Source organism: Aestuariirhabdus litorea (assembly GCF_003864255.1).
In the GTDB taxonomy this organism is placed as follows: domain Bacteria; phylum Pseudomonadota; class Gammaproteobacteria; order Pseudomonadales; family Aestuariirhabdaceae; genus Aestuariirhabdus; species Aestuariirhabdus litorea.
The window spans coordinates 490009-505231 of sequence record NZ_QWEZ01000002.1 but is presented as its reverse complement, the minus strand read 5'-3'; the positions used below and the strand labels follow the sequence as shown (position 1 = coordinate 505231).

Here is a 15223-nt window from a genome sequence, read left to right as displayed (position 1 = left end):
AAAATGAAACTCACCCAACTGTTCCTGGCTACCAGCCTGACTACCCTGGCACTGACCAGCCCAATTTATGCAAATGCCGCGCAGGACAACGGCCACGCCGCTATGGGCCATGGCAGCAGTGCCAGCAAGATGTTCCTGGAGAAACGAGATATCGATGGCTACAGCGTCAGCTTCCACGTGATGGCCGCTAACCAGGGAATGCAGTATGGCGGCAGCCACAACCTGATGATCAAGGTCGAATCCCAGGGTAAATCGCTGGGAAACATTCGCGCCAACTCCAAGGTGGTGTTCCCGGATGGCAAGGACCAGAGCAAACCCCTACAGAAAGTGGGTGACTGGTACGTCACCGGCTATGACCTCAAGCCCGGTAGTAAGCACCAGTTGATGGTGCTGTTTATGACTGCCGACGGCAAAAAGCACTTCGGCGGCGTCAACTACCAGTAACCCACCGACCCATCAACCGGCCACGGACCACAATCCGTGGCCTCCTAGCAGGAGGAAAAATGATTTCTAACTCTCTAACAATGCTGGCGGCAACTCTGTTGCTGGCCTCCACAGGCTCTTTAGCCAGCGGTAATCACCACGGTGGTCACGGTGACGATAAAGTCTCTTCTGAACTCTCGATGGAGGGCTTGAGCATGGACGATATGAGCATGGATGGCATGAAGCTGGACAACGTCGATTCATCCTCCATGTCGATGGAAGCTATGGATCATGGTGCGGGCGGTCATATGCATGATTTCTGGGTCGAGCCTCCGACAGCATACAGTGACAAAGTGTTCAGCCAGTGGAGTAGCTTTGCGATCGCGAAACAGGGCATGGTGCTCTACCGCGATAATTGCCTGTCGTGCCACGGCTTCGACGGCAAGGGGAACGGCCCCCTCGCAAAAAGCCTTAAACATCCGCCTGCCGACCTCACCAACCATTTTCATACCGCACCCGGTGAGGGTGACCAGTACCTGTTCTGGCGCGTCTCCGAAGGCGGCCTGGTGGAGCCCTTTGCATCCGCTGACTCAGCCATGCCCTCCTTCAAAGAAGTGCTCAGCGAAGCGGAGCGATGGAGCGTTCTGACCTATATTCATCAAGCGTTTCATGGCAGTTTCTCCGCCCCACATACCATGCAGGGTGATGCCCATGATGGTCACCACTGATGGCGCATCGACCGGCTTGTTGTGGCATCTAAAATAACCTCGCCATGAGCGATTCCAGATACAGGAGTTTTTCAATGAAGCCCGTATGGCTACTCATCACCGTCCTGATTCTGGGGGGCTGCAGCTTTCCCAACGAAGAGGAGCGACTGGCAGGGCAGGGACTTCCACCCACCGATTTTGTCGCCTCAGCTGACAGTGGCCGCGGGCTCTACCAGCAATACTGCTCTCAGTGCCACGGCAGGCAGTTGCAGGGTGTCGACCTCAAAGGCCCCCCCTTGCTGCATGACTACTACAAACCGGGACACCACAGCGATCTTGCGTTCTACCGCGCGATTAAATTTGGCACCCAGGCTCACCACTGGCAGTTTGGCGACATGGAGCCCGTGCCAGAGGTCACGCCAAAAGACGCGGCGCACATCGTTGCCTACGTACGCAAACACCAGCACCGCGCGGGTATTCAGTAGATGTCCGCCCAACCCGGCTTCCGTACCAATCGCCTCTGGCTGGTGCTGCTGGGGTTAATGGCGGGCAGCCTGATCCTCGCCACTGTTCTCGAGTTTGACCCACTGCATGAGGACAGCCGTACCGGTCGCTGGTACAGCCAACAGCAGGTGGACGAAGGGGCTGTACTTTATGCCCGCCACTGCGCCAGCTGTCACGGAGTGCGGGCCGAAGCCACCCCCGCCTGGACCCGCCCCGACGCCCAGGGCTTCTATCCTCCCCCCCCACTCAATGGCAGTGCCCACGCCTGGCACCACCCACTGCCGATACTCAAGGAGATGATCCTTAACGGCACCAACGGTCGTATGCCCGCCTGGCGTCAAACCCTAGACGAGGAGCAGGTGGAATCAATTATCGCCTGGTTTCAGAGCCTATGGCCCGACGAGGGCTACCAGGCCTGGCAACGCACCCATAACCGCTAAGGCGGTGCGATGTCCTGGCCTCCCCCCTCAACCGTCCAGCGCCCTACTCCCCAGGAGACAATCATGGCAGTAACCAACGGCTGGTCCAGACCACTGCGCCTCACAATGCTGCTGTTGGTGATTCTGGCCTTTGCCATCTGGGGATGGCTCGATCACTTTGGCAGCGCTAGCAGTTGGTACCACAGCGGCAGAATACTTCAGCTGGTACGCGATGCCGGACCCACCGGCCCCCTCATCATCGTCGCCACAATGGCTATTGCTATTGTCTTCAGCCCACTCCCCAGTGCCCCCATCGCGATGGTGTCCGGGGCGCTCTATGGCCATTTAGCGGGCACCCTCTATATTTTTATCGGCTCCCTTGTGGGCGCATCGATAGCCTTTACTATCGCTCGGGTTTTGGGCTATCAGGCCGCTCAGCAATGGATTGAGCAGCGTTTCCCCCAGTGGAAACTAGGGGACCAGCGCCGTCTGATGTGGCTGGTTATGGCCTCCCGGTTGGTCCCTTTTGTCTCCTTCGATCTGGTCAGTTACGCAGCTGGAATCACCGCGCTGAGCTACCCTCGTTTTCTGCTCGCCACCGCCATCGGCATCCTCCCAGCCAGCTTTCTGCTGGCGCATTTTGGCGAAGCAGCCATGGAACACCAGTTTGCTATCAGCCTTATCCTGCTGGCCGTACTCCTTATCGCGGCAGGGCTGTCGCAATTAAGAAGCCGAACACCCGATGACTGACCCCCTCACTGTTCCACCCCTTGTTACTACCCCAAGCATTGAGCCCGTGCTTGTCCGGACTCTTGACTTCCTGCAGCCCCTTAGCTCATCTGCTCGACAGATCGAGGTGGGCTTGAACTCCAGGTGGCAAAGGACCACCTTTTAGCAGCCGTCTGCCAGGATGTAGCCTCCTCTGTCGATCACCCCCTATACTCGGGTGGAGTATAAGGAGTTTGTTATGGAGTGGACCCCCTCGAAAATGCTTCGACGGCTTGTGTTGATGTTTTTTTTGTTTGCCATCATTGGTTGTGATCAGCAGCGGCAGCCGGATCAATACCAGTGGCGGCTGCAGTCCCACGCCCTCGAAACCACCCTCGATTACCAGGAGTTGCTGCTGTTCACCGAGCGGGTGGCCAAAATGAGCAATGGGCGCCTGCAGATCACCCCCCACCCCGGCGGACCCGGTGCCCTTGCCAGTGGGCCCGACATCTTCACTGCGGTGGCAGAAGGCGATATTGAAATGGGCAACGGGTGGCCCAACTGGTGGTCGGCCCAGCACCCCGCCTGGGCTGTCATGAATGCAGGCCCCTTCGACTTTATGAACATCGACGCCTCCATGATGTTCTTCTTTTCCGGCGAGGGGACCAAGCTGGCCAACGAGCTGTCCAACAGCAAGGGCATCCTGTGGAGGCCCGCCTGGTGGCCGGGGATGGAGTTTGGTTTGCTGTCTCGAGAGCCCATACGCGGGCTCGCTGATATGAAAGGTAAGCGGGTGAGAATCGGCCCCGGGTTACCCAGTGAGGTATTGGCCGAAGCCTCCGGCAGCTTTGCTATCCCCCTGGTACCGGAAGAGATCCGCCCGGCACTCAGCAAAGGTGAGCTGGATGCCGTTGAATGGACCACGACCGGAGGCGCCTGGGATCTGCAACTGGGCCACCTCAGCCCCTTCGCGATTGTGCCCGCTATCTGGCAACCATCGGTGCTATCGGATTTTTTGATTAACCAGCAGGCTTATAACCAGCTCCCGCCTGATCTACAGACCATTCTTGAAACGGCAATCCAGGCCTACACCCTGACCACCACCCTGCATTCAAAAGTGAAGGACATCGAAGCCCTGGGCCTATTTCGCAACAACGGCACCCGCCTCACCCAATGGAGCCCCGAAGATATCGAGCGCTGGCGTACCGCCTCCAACACCGTGCTTGAGCGATACCGGAATCGCGATGAGTTCAGCGCCCGCCTGATTGACAGTAAGCGTGCGTTCAAGGCGACCTACGACGATTACTACCAGGTGTTTGGGCCCTATGATAAAACCGCCCCATAACGCCAGCGGCCGCCTGTCGGGGCGGTTAGCCCTGATTCTGGTGATCATCACGGTGCTGGTCATGTCGCTGTTTGGCGCCGCTCGACTGTACTATGCCCACCAGTCCTTCGAGCGCGACCTGATGGGACGCTTTACCCGTATTTCCCAGCGTATCGCCTCCGCGGTAAACCCATCGGTATGGGAGATCTACCGTCGCTCCAGCGAGCGCGCCTATTCCGAGGAGTACGCAGCCTCTGTGCTGGATTCTGAACTGACCGACCCCTACCTGATCGGCATCATCGTCTACGGGCGGTTTGGTCATATTTACATGGGTAAAACCAACCTCCCCGAGCAGGGGATCCTGGCCTATCAAAGCGATCAGCGCCGCTCTCTCCAGCTCGCAGCTGACCGTAAACTCACCGCGCCTATCCGCAACGGCAGTATGACCATTGGTAAAGTGGAGCTGTTTTTCGACACCCGGCTTCACCGTCAGCAGTTGCAGGAGGTCCTGCTGGTTGAGATTGCTCAGATGGCCGCTATCTCGCTCCTCTTCATCCTGCTCCTTTACTTCATCCTCGGCAGGGCACTGCTCAGGCCCCTGGCGTCACTGGAGATTGCCCGGCGTACCTTCGAAAGCATGGATGAGGCGATCACCCACGTTGATGGCGAGGGTATTATTTTTGACATCAACCCCGCCTTCACCGAAATCACCGGTTTAAGTCGGCAAGAGGTGATCGGGACCCCCTACCATGCCCTTATTTCAGGCGGCATCTTTGCCCTTTCGATCAGCGAGATCAAACGCCTTACCGCCGAAGGCAACAGCTGGAGCGGAGAGGTCTACATCCGCCACCGCCAGAAGGCCGACTTCCCAGCCTGGTTGACGATTACCTCGGTGAGCGGATTGGAGCCTGGCAACGAATGCATTGTGTACGTTTTCCAGGACATCTCCAGCAAAAAACAAGCCGAGCGCCAACTGCAAAAGCTGGCCCATTTCGATACCCTCACAGGTCTGAGTAACCGACGTTTTTTTGAGGATCGAATCGAGTTCGAGCTCAAATCGGCGCGCCGGGAAATGCGCTCATTCGGTCTGCTGTTTATCGATCTGGATGAGTTCAAGGTCGTCAATGACACGCTGGGTCACGCGGCCGGTGATCAACTGCTCAAGGAGGTTGCGCAGCGTTTTTCCAGCCGTATCCGCGACACCGACACCCTCGCCCGCCTTGGCGGAGATGAGTTTACGGTCATTGCCTGCGGCGCCAGTGATGAGGGTCTCGCCCAGCTGGCCGTGGAGCTGATTGAGCTGGCCCAGCAACCCGTGATCCTCAGTAACCAGGAGTTCGAAGTGGGGGCCAGCATCGGCATCGCACGCTACCCTGATGACGGAGAAAGCGTCTCGGAGCTCGTCAAGCACGCGGATACCGCGATGTACCAGGCCAAGTCATTGGGGCGCCGCTGCTATTCCTTCTACTCCCGGGAACTGGACCACCAACTGCAGCAGCGGCAACTGATGAAAACGCGCATTCAACTCGCCGTTCGTAACCATGAGTTCCAGCTCTACTTTCAGCCCAAGGTGGACCTGGAGAGCCTACGCATTTATGGCGCCGAAGGGCTGATCCGCTGGTTTGCCGGGGATGGTACCCTGATCCCACCCGACGAGTTTATTCCCCTGGCCGAAGAGTCCAACCTGATTCAGCAGATCGATCGCTGGGTTGTGGAGCAGGCCGTGATTACCCTGGAGCAGTGGAGCACGACCCACCCGGATCTGGAGCTGTCGATTAACCTCTCCGGTCGCCAACTCCACGATGCCAGCCTGGTGGATCACATCAAGGCACTGCTGTTACAGCACCCCATCGACCCACGCAAGCTGCAACTAGAGATTACCGAAAGCGCAGTGATTGGCGACCTGGAGGGCTCTGTGGCCAACCTCAATGCACTCAAAGCGCTGGGGTGCCAGTTGGCCATGGATGACTTCGGCACCGGTTACTCCTCCCTCAGCTACCTAAAGCGCTTACCGGTCGATACTCTCAAAATAGACCGCGAATTTATCCGGCATATGCACCAGAGCGAGGAGGACGGCTCCATCGTCGAGGTTATTCTGCTCCTGGCCCACACCCTTGACCTTAAGGTGGTGGCTGAAGGGATTGAGAATGAGGAGCAACTCAGCTACCTGAGCAAGGCCGGTTGCCAATACGGCCAGGGGTACCTCTTCGCCAAAGCCGTTGATAAAGCCAGCTTCGAAAGGCTATGTGCAGACTCTTTATGCAGCCTCTCCTAGCCGCTGAAGTCCCGCTCCAGCGCTTCGCGCATCAGCATTGCCCGTTTTCGGGTCACCCCCCAGCGGTAGCTCCCCAGCTCGCCGGATTCACGGATCACACGATGGCAGGGGATCAGGTAGCCTATGGTGTTGGCCGCCAGCGCGCTACCTACGGCGCGCTGCGCGCGCGGGGAACCGATACGTGTGGCCAGCTGGCCATAGCTGATCGGATGCGAGCTGTCGCAACGCAGTAGCGCCTCCCATACCTTGATCTGGAAATTGGTACCACGCAGAAGCAGGCGCAAAGGTTCCGGCTGCCCTTGCGTGGGGAAGATACGCCCTACCAGTTCGAGGGCACCGGCTCCGTCCTCGCTCCGCTGCGCACCCCTCCAGAGTGTGGCCAGCTCCTGCAGGCGACTGGAGCGATCCTCATCCACAAAGGCCAGGTAGCAGACCCCCCTCGCTGTCCACCCCAGCAGCGCCTCGCCAAAGGGGGTAGGGGCCAGCCCGTAACTCAACTCCACCCCGGCGCCCGCCGCGCGAACTTCGGCGGGGGTCATCGCCTCGCAGCTGACCATCAGGTCGTGCAGGCGGCCCGGGCTCGAGAGCCCTGCCGCCTCGCTGGCGCTGAGCAGATCATCGGTCTCTCGTAACGCCCGGATGGCGCGCTCCTTGCTGAGATACTGCATAAATCGTTTTGGGGAGATTCCCGCCCAGCGGGTAAAGACCCGTTGCAGGTGGTGGGGACTCATGTGCACCGCCTGCGCCAGGGCCTCCAGCGAAGGCGGCTGGTCGGCGTGGGCCTGAAGATAATCGATCGCTCGTGCCACCACTCGGTAATGCTGTCGGCTGCCTACCTCATCGACCTTATTCATAGTCCCGGCTCCACCGCGGAAAAAGTTATCCTCACTTCAGGTAATGACGCCAGTGGCACCGCCACTGCAACCGGTGGCGGCTCAACAAGGCCACCTGCAATACAAAAAGCGCCGCCAACCCCTCCCGTGACTCGATCAGCCATACGGCCACCACCACCGGGGCGGCCATGCGCATAAACAGGAAGGAGCCTCCCCAGATGGCGGCAAGCAGAACAAGGTGAGAAGGCTGGCGGGAGTCATCGGAGTGATCCGGTTGAGAGGCACAGAGGGCAGTGTGAAGCCTCCTGCACCCTCTAGCCACCCGAAAGTTGCGCATTCCGGCTATGGTGCTGGATGGTATCGGGATCAAGGCAGGGAAAATGGAGCGGGTGAAGGGAATCGAACCCTCGTATGCAGCTTGGGAAGCTGCCGTTCTACCATTGAACTACACCCGCGTACTGAAGCTCGCCGCTATTAAACACTGGTGACAGGGCGTTGTGCAAGGGGCTCACCCACCCTTAAGTTGACACATCAATTATATATTGCTTAATTCTAAATATTATTTAAACCAAGCCGACAAATCTATTCTGGCAGCCAAACAGCTCAACCACCCTACATTGATAAAAGGTAAATTCTGTGACGACCCCACCTGTTTATTTGCCCAAACTGGCTTCAGTAGTCATCGGCACCACGAGCGGATTACTACTTGGATTGGCCAGTAATACCGTTCTACCCGATACCGCCTCATTATTGGTGGCCGTCGCTGGCGCTGCCGTGATTACCCTCACCATACTCAGTCGAGTGACATCACAATCATCCAAAATCGTGCTCGACTATACGCTCGCCACGTTGCAAGGAAAATCTCCGCCCGCTCCTGCCAACGACGATAGCTCGCCCATTCTGGTTGCTCTTGAAACACTCAAGAGTCGTCTTCAAAGTCTGGAGTCCCGCAGCAGCCAGATCGCCATCGCCGCCGCCGAGGTCTCCCACCAGTCCGACACCATCACTACCAAGATCCATGCTGAAGTGGGGGATATTGAGGGGATCGCCGAGGCGGCCAGCCGCATTCAGGACAACGCCAACCAGGTCAAGCTTTCCGCTGACGAGGCGGCACAACTTGGCCATGAAACCCTTGGCTCCAGTGCAGCGGGGCAGGAGGCGATTGACCAGGCGATGCAACAGATGCGCGAAACCAGCGCCAAGGCTCAGGAGACCGCCCGTTTTGTCTCCAGCCTGGAAACCAAGTCCAACCAGATCCAGCAGATCACCACTGTCATCAGTGGTATTGCTGAGCAGACTAACCTGCTTGCTCTCAACGCTGCCATTGAGGCGGCCCGCGCCGGCGAGCAGGGGCGAGGTTTTGCGGTGGTGGCTGATGAGGTACGCAACCTGGCCCAGAAAACGTCGGCGGCCACCAACGAGATCGGTGTGATGATCACCAGCATCAGCCAGGATATTCACCAAGCGGTCGAAACCATGGGAAACCTGGGCAGCGCCATCGGCCAATCGGAAACCAAAAACCAGGCCGTCGCCGACCAGCTCCATAATATACACTCCATGGTGGAGCGCATGCAGGAGCAGTCCATCTCTATCTCCGAGGGTGCCACCGCCAATAAGACCGAAGTCGATGGCATTGGCAGCGCTATCGAGTCGGTTCGCAGCCACCTGCACCACACCGAAGGCAGTGTCGACCAGGTATCCGGGCGGGCACTGGAGTTATCCGATGTCGCCGAGCAGCTTCATGCCAACCTGATGGAGTTGGGGGTTCAGTCATTGCACAGTCAGGTACGGTCCGAAGCAGAGTTGGCGGCCCAGGCCATCGTCACCCGCTTCGAGAGCGATATGGACAAGGGGCTGGTCAACCTGGACGACCTCTTTGACCGAAACTACCAGCCAGTTCAGGGCACCAACCCACAGAAGTTCACCACCCGCTTCGACGATTACACAGATCGGGTGCTACCGCCCATACAGGAGCCGATCCTGGAGCGGATGGAGGAGCTGGCCTACGCCGGTGCCACTGACAATCAGGGTTATTTCGGCACCCACAACAAGCGCTACACACAGCCGCTGAGTGGTGATTATGAAAAAGACCTGCTGAACAACCGCACCAAGCGCATTTTTGGTGACCGCACCGGCCAGCGATGCGCCAAGAACACCACCCCCTGCCTGCTGCAAACTTACAAGCGCGACACCGGGGAGGTGATGCACGACCTGTCGGTCCCTATCCAACTGAAGGGACGCCACTGGGGGTGTTTCCGTATCGGCTACCGGGCTGAAAATGAATAGCGCGGTATAAGAAAGCCACTGCCCCGAAGGTGCAGTGGCTTTAGGGTAATTAGCCAATAGTGCGTTAGCTTACGGCTCGAGCCGCCTTGGCGATGCTCTCCACCAGGCGATCAATCTGTGGCTTCTCGATAATCAGCGGGGGTGACATGGCGATGATGTCACCGGTGGCTCGCACCAAGCAACCCTGCTCGAAGCAGTTCAGGAACACCTCGTATCCACGCTTGCCAACCCCCGCCTCGGAGGGAGCAAACTCGATACCGGCCACCAGCCCAATATTGCGGATATCGATGATGTTGGGCTCGCCTTTCAGGCTATGTACCGCCTCCTGCCAGTAGGACTCCAGCTCCAGTGCACGGGAGAACAGACCCTCCTGCTCGTAGATATCAAGCGTTGCCAGGCCTGCGGCGGCGGCCACCGGATGGCCAGAGTAGGTATAGCCGTGGAACAGCTCAATCCCCTCGGGACCGTCCATAAAGGTGTTGTAGATGTCGTCGCTGACAAAGACCGCTCCCATCGGGATGGCACCGTTGGTGAGCCCCTTGGCAGTGGTGATGATGTCAGGCTTGACCCCGAAGCGGTTGGCCGCGAAAGCGTCGCCGATACGGCCATAGCCACTGATCACCTCGTCGAAAATCAGCAGGATGCCGTGCTTGGTACAGATCTCACGCAACCGCTTGAGGTAGCCTTCGGGCGGCAGCACCACCCCGGCGGAGCCTGCGAAGGGCTCAACAATCACGGCAGCGATGCAGGAGGCATCGTGCAGGGCAACAATGTTCTCCAGCTCGTTGGCCAGCTCGGCTCCGTTTTCAGGCAACCCTTTAGTGAACGCGTTAGCCTTGATATTGAGAGTGTGGGGGAGATGGTCCACACCGTTCAGAAGGGAGCCAAAGAACTTACGGTTGTTCACCAGCCCACCAACGGATATGCCTCCAAAGCCAACACCGTGGTAGCCCTTTTCACGACCCACCAGGCGCTGGCGGGTACCCTGCCCACGCAGGCGGTGGTAGGCGATCGCGATTTTTAATGCTGTATCCACCGACTCGGAGCCGGAGTTGGTAAAGAAGACCCGGTTAAGTCCCTCAGGGCTGTGCTGCGTCAGGCGCTCGGCCAGCTCAAACGGCAGAGGGTGTCCCATCTGGAAGGGGGGGGCATAATCCAGCTTGGCGATCTGGCGGGAAACCGCCTCGGTAATCTGCTCGCGGCTATGGCCGGCGTTGCAGCACCAGAGCCCGGCGGTGCCATCAAGAATTTCACGTCCATCATCGGCCTTGTAATACATCCCCTTGGCTTCTGTGAGAATGCGTGGGGCCGCCTTAAACTGGCGATTAGCAGTAAAGGGCATCCAGAATGCGTCGAGACTGTTGGTTTTATCGTTCATGTTTGGCAGCTTCCTGTCGATGTTTTCAGTGCCCACGGTGGTGCTGTACAACGCCGGTCCGTGGTGAAATTTTCCACATCATATGTCAAATAAATCAAACATTGAAGCAAACCAATGGATTTTTAGGGGGTTTATTCCTCTTTATTGTTAAATATTTTGAAATACCTGTCATCAGTGGTATGGTTTTTCAAATTTTGGGCGATAACCTCACCCCTTACAAAATAATTGACACATCGACTGTGCCTGCGATCGCCACTGTGCAGTGGATTCAGGCTTGGCGCACCCAAGGAGCCCCCCATGACCCAACAGAGAACCCTCGCCTATTGGCAGCAGCTGGCCACCACCGTCTCCATCGAAGGACGCGCCTATATAGATGGTGAGTACCGGGATGCCCGCTCCGGCGAAACCTTTGACTGCATCAGCCCCATCGACGGCCGCCTGCTGGGCAAGATCGCCTCCTGCGACAGCGCCGATGCTGATATCGCCGTAGCCAACGCTCGCGCCACCTTCAACAGCGGCGTTTGGTCGCGCTTGGCACCCGCCAGGCGCAAGCAGGTGCTGATCCGCTTTGCCGACCTGATTCTTGAGCACCAGCACGAGCTGGCGCTGCTCGAAACCCTGGATATGGGTAAGCCGATCTCCGACTCCCTGAGCATCGATATCGCCGCTGCCGCCAACAGCATTCGCTGGAATGGTGAAGCGATCGACAAGGTCTACGACGAACTGGCCCCCACCGCTGAGGACCAGATCGGTATGGTGACCCGTGAGGCGATCGGCGTGGTCGGCGCTATCGTGCCCTGGAACTTCCCCTTGCTGATGGCCTGCTGGAAGCTGGGGCCCGCCCTTGCCACCGGCAACAGCATTGTGCTCAAGCCCTCCGAGAAGTCACCGCTGACGGCCATTCGCGTGGCCCAGCTGGCGGTAGAGGCCGGCATTCCGAAAGGGGTTCTCAACGTGTTGCCCGGCTTCGGCCACACCGTGGGCAAAGCACTGGCGCTGCATATGGATGTGGATTGCATGGTCTTCACCGGCTCCACCCGCACCGCCAAGCAGCTGATGATCTACGCCGGCGAATCCAACATGAAGCGGGTATGGCTGGAGGCCGGTGGCAAGAGTCCCAACATCGTATTCGCCGACGCCCCCGACCTGCGCGAAGCGGCAAGGGCCGCCGCCTCTGCCATCTGCTTCAATCAGGGTGAGGTGTGCACCGCCGGCTCCCGCCTGCTAGTCGAGGAGAGCATTCGCGAAGAGTTTGTTGCCATGGTGGCCGAGGAGATGAAAGCCTGGCAACCCGGCAACCCACTGGACCCCAATACCAATATTGGTGCAGTGGTGGACCAGACCCAGCTCAACACCGTGCTCAGCTACATCGAGGCGGGTAAAGAGGACGGAGCCCAGGTCTGTGGTGGTGGTGCACAACTGCACAAGGAGAGCGGCGGCTTCTATGTTGCCCCCACCATATTCAATGGTGTCACCAACAGCATGCGCATCGCCCGCGAGGAGATCTTCGGACCCGTTCTCTCTTGTATCGGCTTTGACAGCCTGGAGCAGGCGATCGAGATCGCCAATGACACCGACTACGGTCTGGCAGCGGCGGTCTGGACCAGTAACCTGAGCAAGGCCCACCGGGCCGCAAAAGCGCTCCGTGCCGGCTCCGTATGGGTTAACCAGTACGACGGCGGCGACATGACGGCACCCTTCGGGGGCTTCAAGCAGTCCGGCAACGGTCGCGACAAGTCGATCCACGCTTTCGACAAGTACACAGAGCTCAAGGCCACCTGGATCGCGATCTGATCTCTCGTTAAAGCCGGCTTTCGCCGGCTTCTGCTCTCCCCGCCCCCTGAGGGGGGTGGTGAAGTTTCCCTGGCCGGGTGGCTAACCCGGTTACAGATTGGCTAAAAATGGTACAATGCCCGGCTTGCTTGCCGGAACCTGACCATGACTGCCGTTACTCCCCTCTTCTCCTACCGTAAATATTGGGCGGAGTGCTTTGGCACTGCCCCCTTCCTACCCATGTCCCGCGCCGAGATGGAGCAGCTGGGGTGGGACAGTTGCGACATCATCATCGTCACGGGTGACGCCTACGTCGACCACCCCAGCTTCGGCATGGCGGTGATCGGCCGCTACCTGGAATCCCAGGGGTTTCGGGTTGGTATTATTGCCCAGCCCGACTGGCGCTCCAAGGAGCCCTTTATGGCGCTGGGGGAGCCCAACCTCTTTTTCGGCGTCACCGCCGGCAACATGGACTCCATGATCAACCGCTACACCGCCGACCGCCGGCTGCGCCACGATGACGCCTATACTCCGGGCGATGAAGGCGGCAAGCGGCCCGACCGTGCGGTCACCGTCTACTCCCAGCGCTGCAAGGAGGCCTACAAGCAGGTACCGGTGGTGATCGGCGGTATCGAGGCCAGCCTGCGCCGCCTGGCCCATTACGATTACTGGTCCGACAGCGTTCGCCGCTCTGTACTGATCGACTCCACCGCCGACCTGCTGCTGTACGGAAACGCCGAGCGCGCCATCGCCGAAGTGGCCCACCGTCTCGCCAATGGCGAAACCATCGACCAGATCACCAACATCCGCGGTACCGCCTATAAGCGCAAGGCGCTGCCCGAAGGCTGGCTCGAGCTTGACTCCACCCGCATCGACCAACCGGGGCCTATCGACGCCCACCCCCACCCTTACCACTACGGTAACGACAGTGACCCCGAGGGCAGCTGCGAGGGAACAACCGAGCCTGAACCCCAGGTGATTCACCTCATCGACCCCGGAGCCCACAACACCGACCCTGAGCGCTCCTATATCCGCCTGCCCTCCTTCGAAAAGGTGCGCAACGATCCGGTCCTCTACGCCCACAGCTCACGGGTGTTTCACCGCGAGACCAATCCCGGTAATGCGCGCCCGCTGCTGCAGATGCACGGCCAGCAGTACCTGTGGATCAACCCGCCCCCCATCCCCCTCGAAACCGACGAGCTCGACGGCGTGTTTGACCTGCCCTACCAGCGGGTACCGCACCCCAGCTACGGCGATGCCCGCATCCCCGCCTATGAGATGATCCGTTTTTCGGTCAATATCATGCGCGGCTGCTTTGGGGGTTGCACCTTCTGCTCCATCACCGAACACGAGGGCCGCATCATCCAGAGCCGTTCCGAGGCCTCGATTCTGGGTGAGATTGAGAAGATCCGAGACGTGGCTCCCGGCTTTACCGGCACCATCTCCGATCTTGGCGGGCCGACGGCCAATATGTACCAACTTAACTGCAAGAGCGACGAGATCCGCGACAGCTGTCGTCGCCCTTCCTGTGTTTATCCAGGCATTTGCAAAAACCTGATTACCGACCATAGCCCGACCACCCAGCTCTATCGGAAAGCCCGTGCCTTGCCGGGTATCAAGCGCATTGCCATCAGTTCGGGTCTGCGCTACGACCTGGCGGTGGAGGATCCGGAGTACGTGAAGGAGCTGGTCCAGCACCATGTCGGCGGCTATCTCAAGATTGCCCCCGAACACACCGAGACCGGCACTCTGTCGAAGATGATGAAGCCGGGGATGGGCACCTACTACCGCTTCAAGGAGATGTTCGACCACTTCTCCAAGGAAGCGGGTAAGGAGCAGTACCTGATCCCCTACTTTATCGCCGCCCACCCGGGCTGCACCGATGAGGATATGCTCAACCTTGCGCTATGGCTGAAGGAGAACAAGTTCCGCGTCGACCAGGTACAAAATTTCTACCCCTCGCCCATGGCCTATGCGACCGCCATGTACCACAGCGAGCGTAACCCGCTGAAAAAGGTGGGCTACAAGAGCGAGGGGGTTTACAGCGCGCGCAGCAAAAACCAGCGCCGGCTGCACAAGGCGTTGCTGCGCTACCACGATCCGGATAACTGGCCGCTGCTGCGCGAGGCGCTGCGCAATATGGGCAAGGCGCACCTGATCGGTCGCGGTAAGACCCATCTGGTCCCTGCCGAGATGCCCTCCCGGGAGCGCCATAAGAGCCTGCGCCGAAGCGAGCCTCGCACCCAGCGTGCTCTAACCCAGCACACCGGCCTGCCCCCCCAGGGCGCTCCGGCCGCGAAGCGGGGCGCAGGCACCAACGCCTCCAAGGGGCCCCGCAGGGGAGCAGGAAAAGGGGCCGGCAAGGGGGCACGCCGCCCCCGCTAGCCAGGATGCCGGGGCTATTGCCCACCGCTATCGCACAGGCTATTCACAACCCGCCCACAGACTTATTCACAATCCTTACCACTGGTGATTGGTCCGAGGCGACTCGCTTCAGGCAGCCAAAAACCATGCCTACAGCGGATGGCGCTGTCGCCTCAGGGTAAGGGGGCACGCCACCGCCGAACATTCTATCCAGAGGTTAATCACACAC

At 59.2% G+C, this 15223-nt stretch carries 13 protein-coding genes and 1 tRNA gene; 10 read left to right on the top strand and 4 right to left on the bottom strand.

Going from position 1 to position 15223, the window contains the following annotated elements; translation table 11 throughout:
- Positions 1-3: 3 nt before the first annotated feature.
- The 7 genes from D0544_RS12345 (at position 4) to D0544_RS12315 (ending at position 6360) form a co-directional block, all read left to right on the top strand.
- Positions 4-444 carry a hypothetical protein gene (locus D0544_RS12345; RefSeq protein ID WP_125016584.1) on the top strand — a complete coding sequence of 147 codons (441 nt, stop codon included), beginning with the start codon at positions 4-6 and terminating at the stop codon, positions 442-444.
- Positions 445-503: 59 nt separating this feature from the next.
- Positions 504-1151 (top strand): c-type cytochrome, encoded by a 648-nt coding sequence (locus tag D0544_RS12340; protein WP_125016582.1) that lies wholly within the window; start codon positions 504-506, stop codon positions 1149-1151.
- A gap of 74 nt (positions 1152-1225) precedes the next feature.
- The gene (locus D0544_RS12335) at positions 1226-1615 is read left to right on the top strand and encodes a c-type cytochrome (protein WP_164880921.1); all 390 of its coding nucleotides are present in this window, start codon (positions 1226-1228) and stop codon (positions 1613-1615) included.
- Complete coding sequence (locus D0544_RS12330; protein WP_125016578.1) at positions 1616-2074, top strand: c-type cytochrome; 459 nt, start codon at positions 1616-1618, stop codon at positions 2072-2074.
- 63 nt (positions 2075-2137) lie between these two features.
- Positions 2138-2803 (top strand): TVP38/TMEM64 family protein, encoded by a 666-nt coding sequence (locus tag D0544_RS12325; RefSeq protein WP_207905871.1) that lies wholly within the window; start codon positions 2138-2140, stop codon positions 2801-2803.
- A 217-nt stretch (positions 2804-3020) separates the two neighbouring features.
- Positions 3021-4106 (top strand): TRAP transporter substrate-binding protein DctP, encoded by a 1086-nt coding sequence (gene dctP / locus D0544_RS12320; RefSeq protein ID WP_125016575.1) that lies wholly within the window; start codon positions 3021-3023, stop codon positions 4104-4106.
- Positions 4087-6360 carry a putative bifunctional diguanylate cyclase/phosphodiesterase gene (locus D0544_RS12315; protein ID WP_125016574.1) on the top strand — a complete coding sequence of 758 codons (2274 nt, stop codon included), beginning with the start codon at positions 4087-4089 and terminating at the stop codon, positions 6358-6360. Before dctP ends, D0544_RS12315 begins: the two co-directional genes overlap by 20 nt.
- On the opposite strand, the gene D0544_RS12310 is transcribed toward D0544_RS12315, so the two are convergent.
- From D0544_RS12310 to D0544_RS12305, 3 genes are all read right to left on the bottom strand, one after another.
- Positions 6357-7214 carry a methylated-DNA--[protein]-cysteine S-methyltransferase gene (locus D0544_RS12310; RefSeq protein WP_125016572.1) on the bottom strand — a complete coding sequence of 286 codons (858 nt, stop codon included), beginning with the start codon at positions 7212-7214 and terminating at the stop codon, positions 6357-6359. The genes D0544_RS12315 and D0544_RS12310 overlap by 4 nt on opposite strands.
- A 31-nt stretch (positions 7215-7245) precedes the next feature.
- On the bottom strand, positions 7246-7389 hold the full coding sequence (locus D0544_RS17190) for a hypothetical protein (RefSeq protein WP_164880920.1): 144 nt from the start codon (positions 7387-7389) through the stop codon (positions 7246-7248).
- Positions 7390-7574: 185 nt separating this feature from the next.
- Positions 7575-7648, bottom strand: a tRNA-Gly gene (locus tag D0544_RS12305).
- A 718-nt stretch (positions 7649-8366) separates the two neighbouring features.
- Here D0544_RS12305 and D0544_RS12300 point away from each other — a divergent pair.
- The gene (locus tag D0544_RS12300) at positions 8367-9479 is read left to right on the top strand and encodes a methyl-accepting chemotaxis protein (protein WP_424220789.1); all 1113 of its coding nucleotides are present in this window, start codon (positions 8367-8369) and stop codon (positions 9477-9479) included.
- 64 nt (positions 9480-9543) lie between these two features.
- Here the strand turns inward: D0544_RS12300 and aptA are convergent, their stop codons facing one another.
- Positions 9544-10857, bottom strand: a complete 1314-nt coding sequence (aptA, locus tag D0544_RS12295) for an omega-aminotransferase AptA (RefSeq protein ID WP_125016567.1) — start codon at positions 10855-10857, stop codon at positions 9544-9546.
- Between the two features lie 297 nt (positions 10858-11154).
- Between aptA and D0544_RS12290 the strand changes: the two genes are divergently transcribed.
- Both D0544_RS12290 and D0544_RS12285 read left to right on the top strand, forming a co-directional pair.
- Positions 11155-12651, top strand: coding sequence for an aldehyde dehydrogenase (locus D0544_RS12290; RefSeq protein ID WP_125016565.1), 1497 nt, complete (start codon positions 11155-11157; stop codon positions 12649-12651).
- A 144-nt stretch (positions 12652-12795) separates the two neighbouring features.
- On the top strand, positions 12796-15015 hold the full coding sequence (locus tag D0544_RS12285; protein ID WP_125016563.1) for a YgiQ family radical SAM protein: 2220 nt from the start codon (positions 12796-12798) through the stop codon (positions 15013-15015).
- The last annotated feature ends 208 nt before the right edge of the window (positions 15016-15223 follow it).

Excerpts from the sequence above, each read along its gene's own strand:
- D0544_RS12345 (WP_125016584.1), top strand. The coding sequence starts at position 4 with ATGAAACTCACCCAACTGTTCCTGGCTACCAGCCTGACTACCCTGGCA.
- D0544_RS12340 (WP_125016582.1), top strand. The coding sequence starts at position 504 with ATGATTTCTAACTCTCTAACAATGCTGGCGGCAACTCTGTTGCTGGCC.
- D0544_RS12335 (WP_164880921.1), top strand. The coding sequence starts at position 1,226 with ATGAAGCCCGTATGGCTACTCATCACCGTCCTGATTCTGGGGGGCTGC.
- D0544_RS12330 (WP_125016578.1), top strand. The coding sequence starts at position 1,616 with ATGTCCGCCCAACCCGGCTTCCGTACCAATCGCCTCTGGCTGGTGCTG.
- D0544_RS12325 (WP_207905871.1), top strand. The coding sequence starts at position 2,138 with ATGGCAGTAACCAACGGCTGGTCCAGACCACTGCGCCTCACAATGCTG.
- dctP (WP_125016575.1), top strand. The coding sequence starts at position 3,021 with ATGGAGTGGACCCCCTCGAAAATGCTTCGACGGCTTGTGTTGATGTTT.
- D0544_RS12315 (WP_125016574.1), top strand. The coding sequence starts at position 4,087 with ATGATAAAACCGCCCCATAACGCCAGCGGCCGCCTGTCGGGGCGGTTA.
- D0544_RS12310 (WP_125016572.1), bottom strand. The coding sequence starts at position 7,214 with ATGAATAAGGTCGATGAGGTAGGCAGCCGACAGCATTACCGAGTGGTG.
- D0544_RS17190 (WP_164880920.1), bottom strand. The coding sequence starts at position 7,389 with ATGCGCATGGCCGCCCCGGTGGTGGTGGCCGTATGGCTGATCGAGTCA.
- D0544_RS12300 (WP_424220789.1), top strand. The coding sequence starts at position 8,367 with ATGCAACAGATGCGCGAAACCAGCGCCAAGGCTCAGGAGACCGCCCGT.
- aptA (WP_125016567.1), bottom strand. The coding sequence starts at position 10,857 with ATGAACGATAAAACCAACAGTCTCGACGCATTCTGGATGCCCTTTACT.
- D0544_RS12290 (WP_125016565.1), top strand. The coding sequence starts at position 11,155 with ATGACCCAACAGAGAACCCTCGCCTATTGGCAGCAGCTGGCCACCACC.
- D0544_RS12285 (WP_125016563.1), top strand. The coding sequence starts at position 12,796 with ATGACTGCCGTTACTCCCCTCTTCTCCTACCGTAAATATTGGGCGGAG.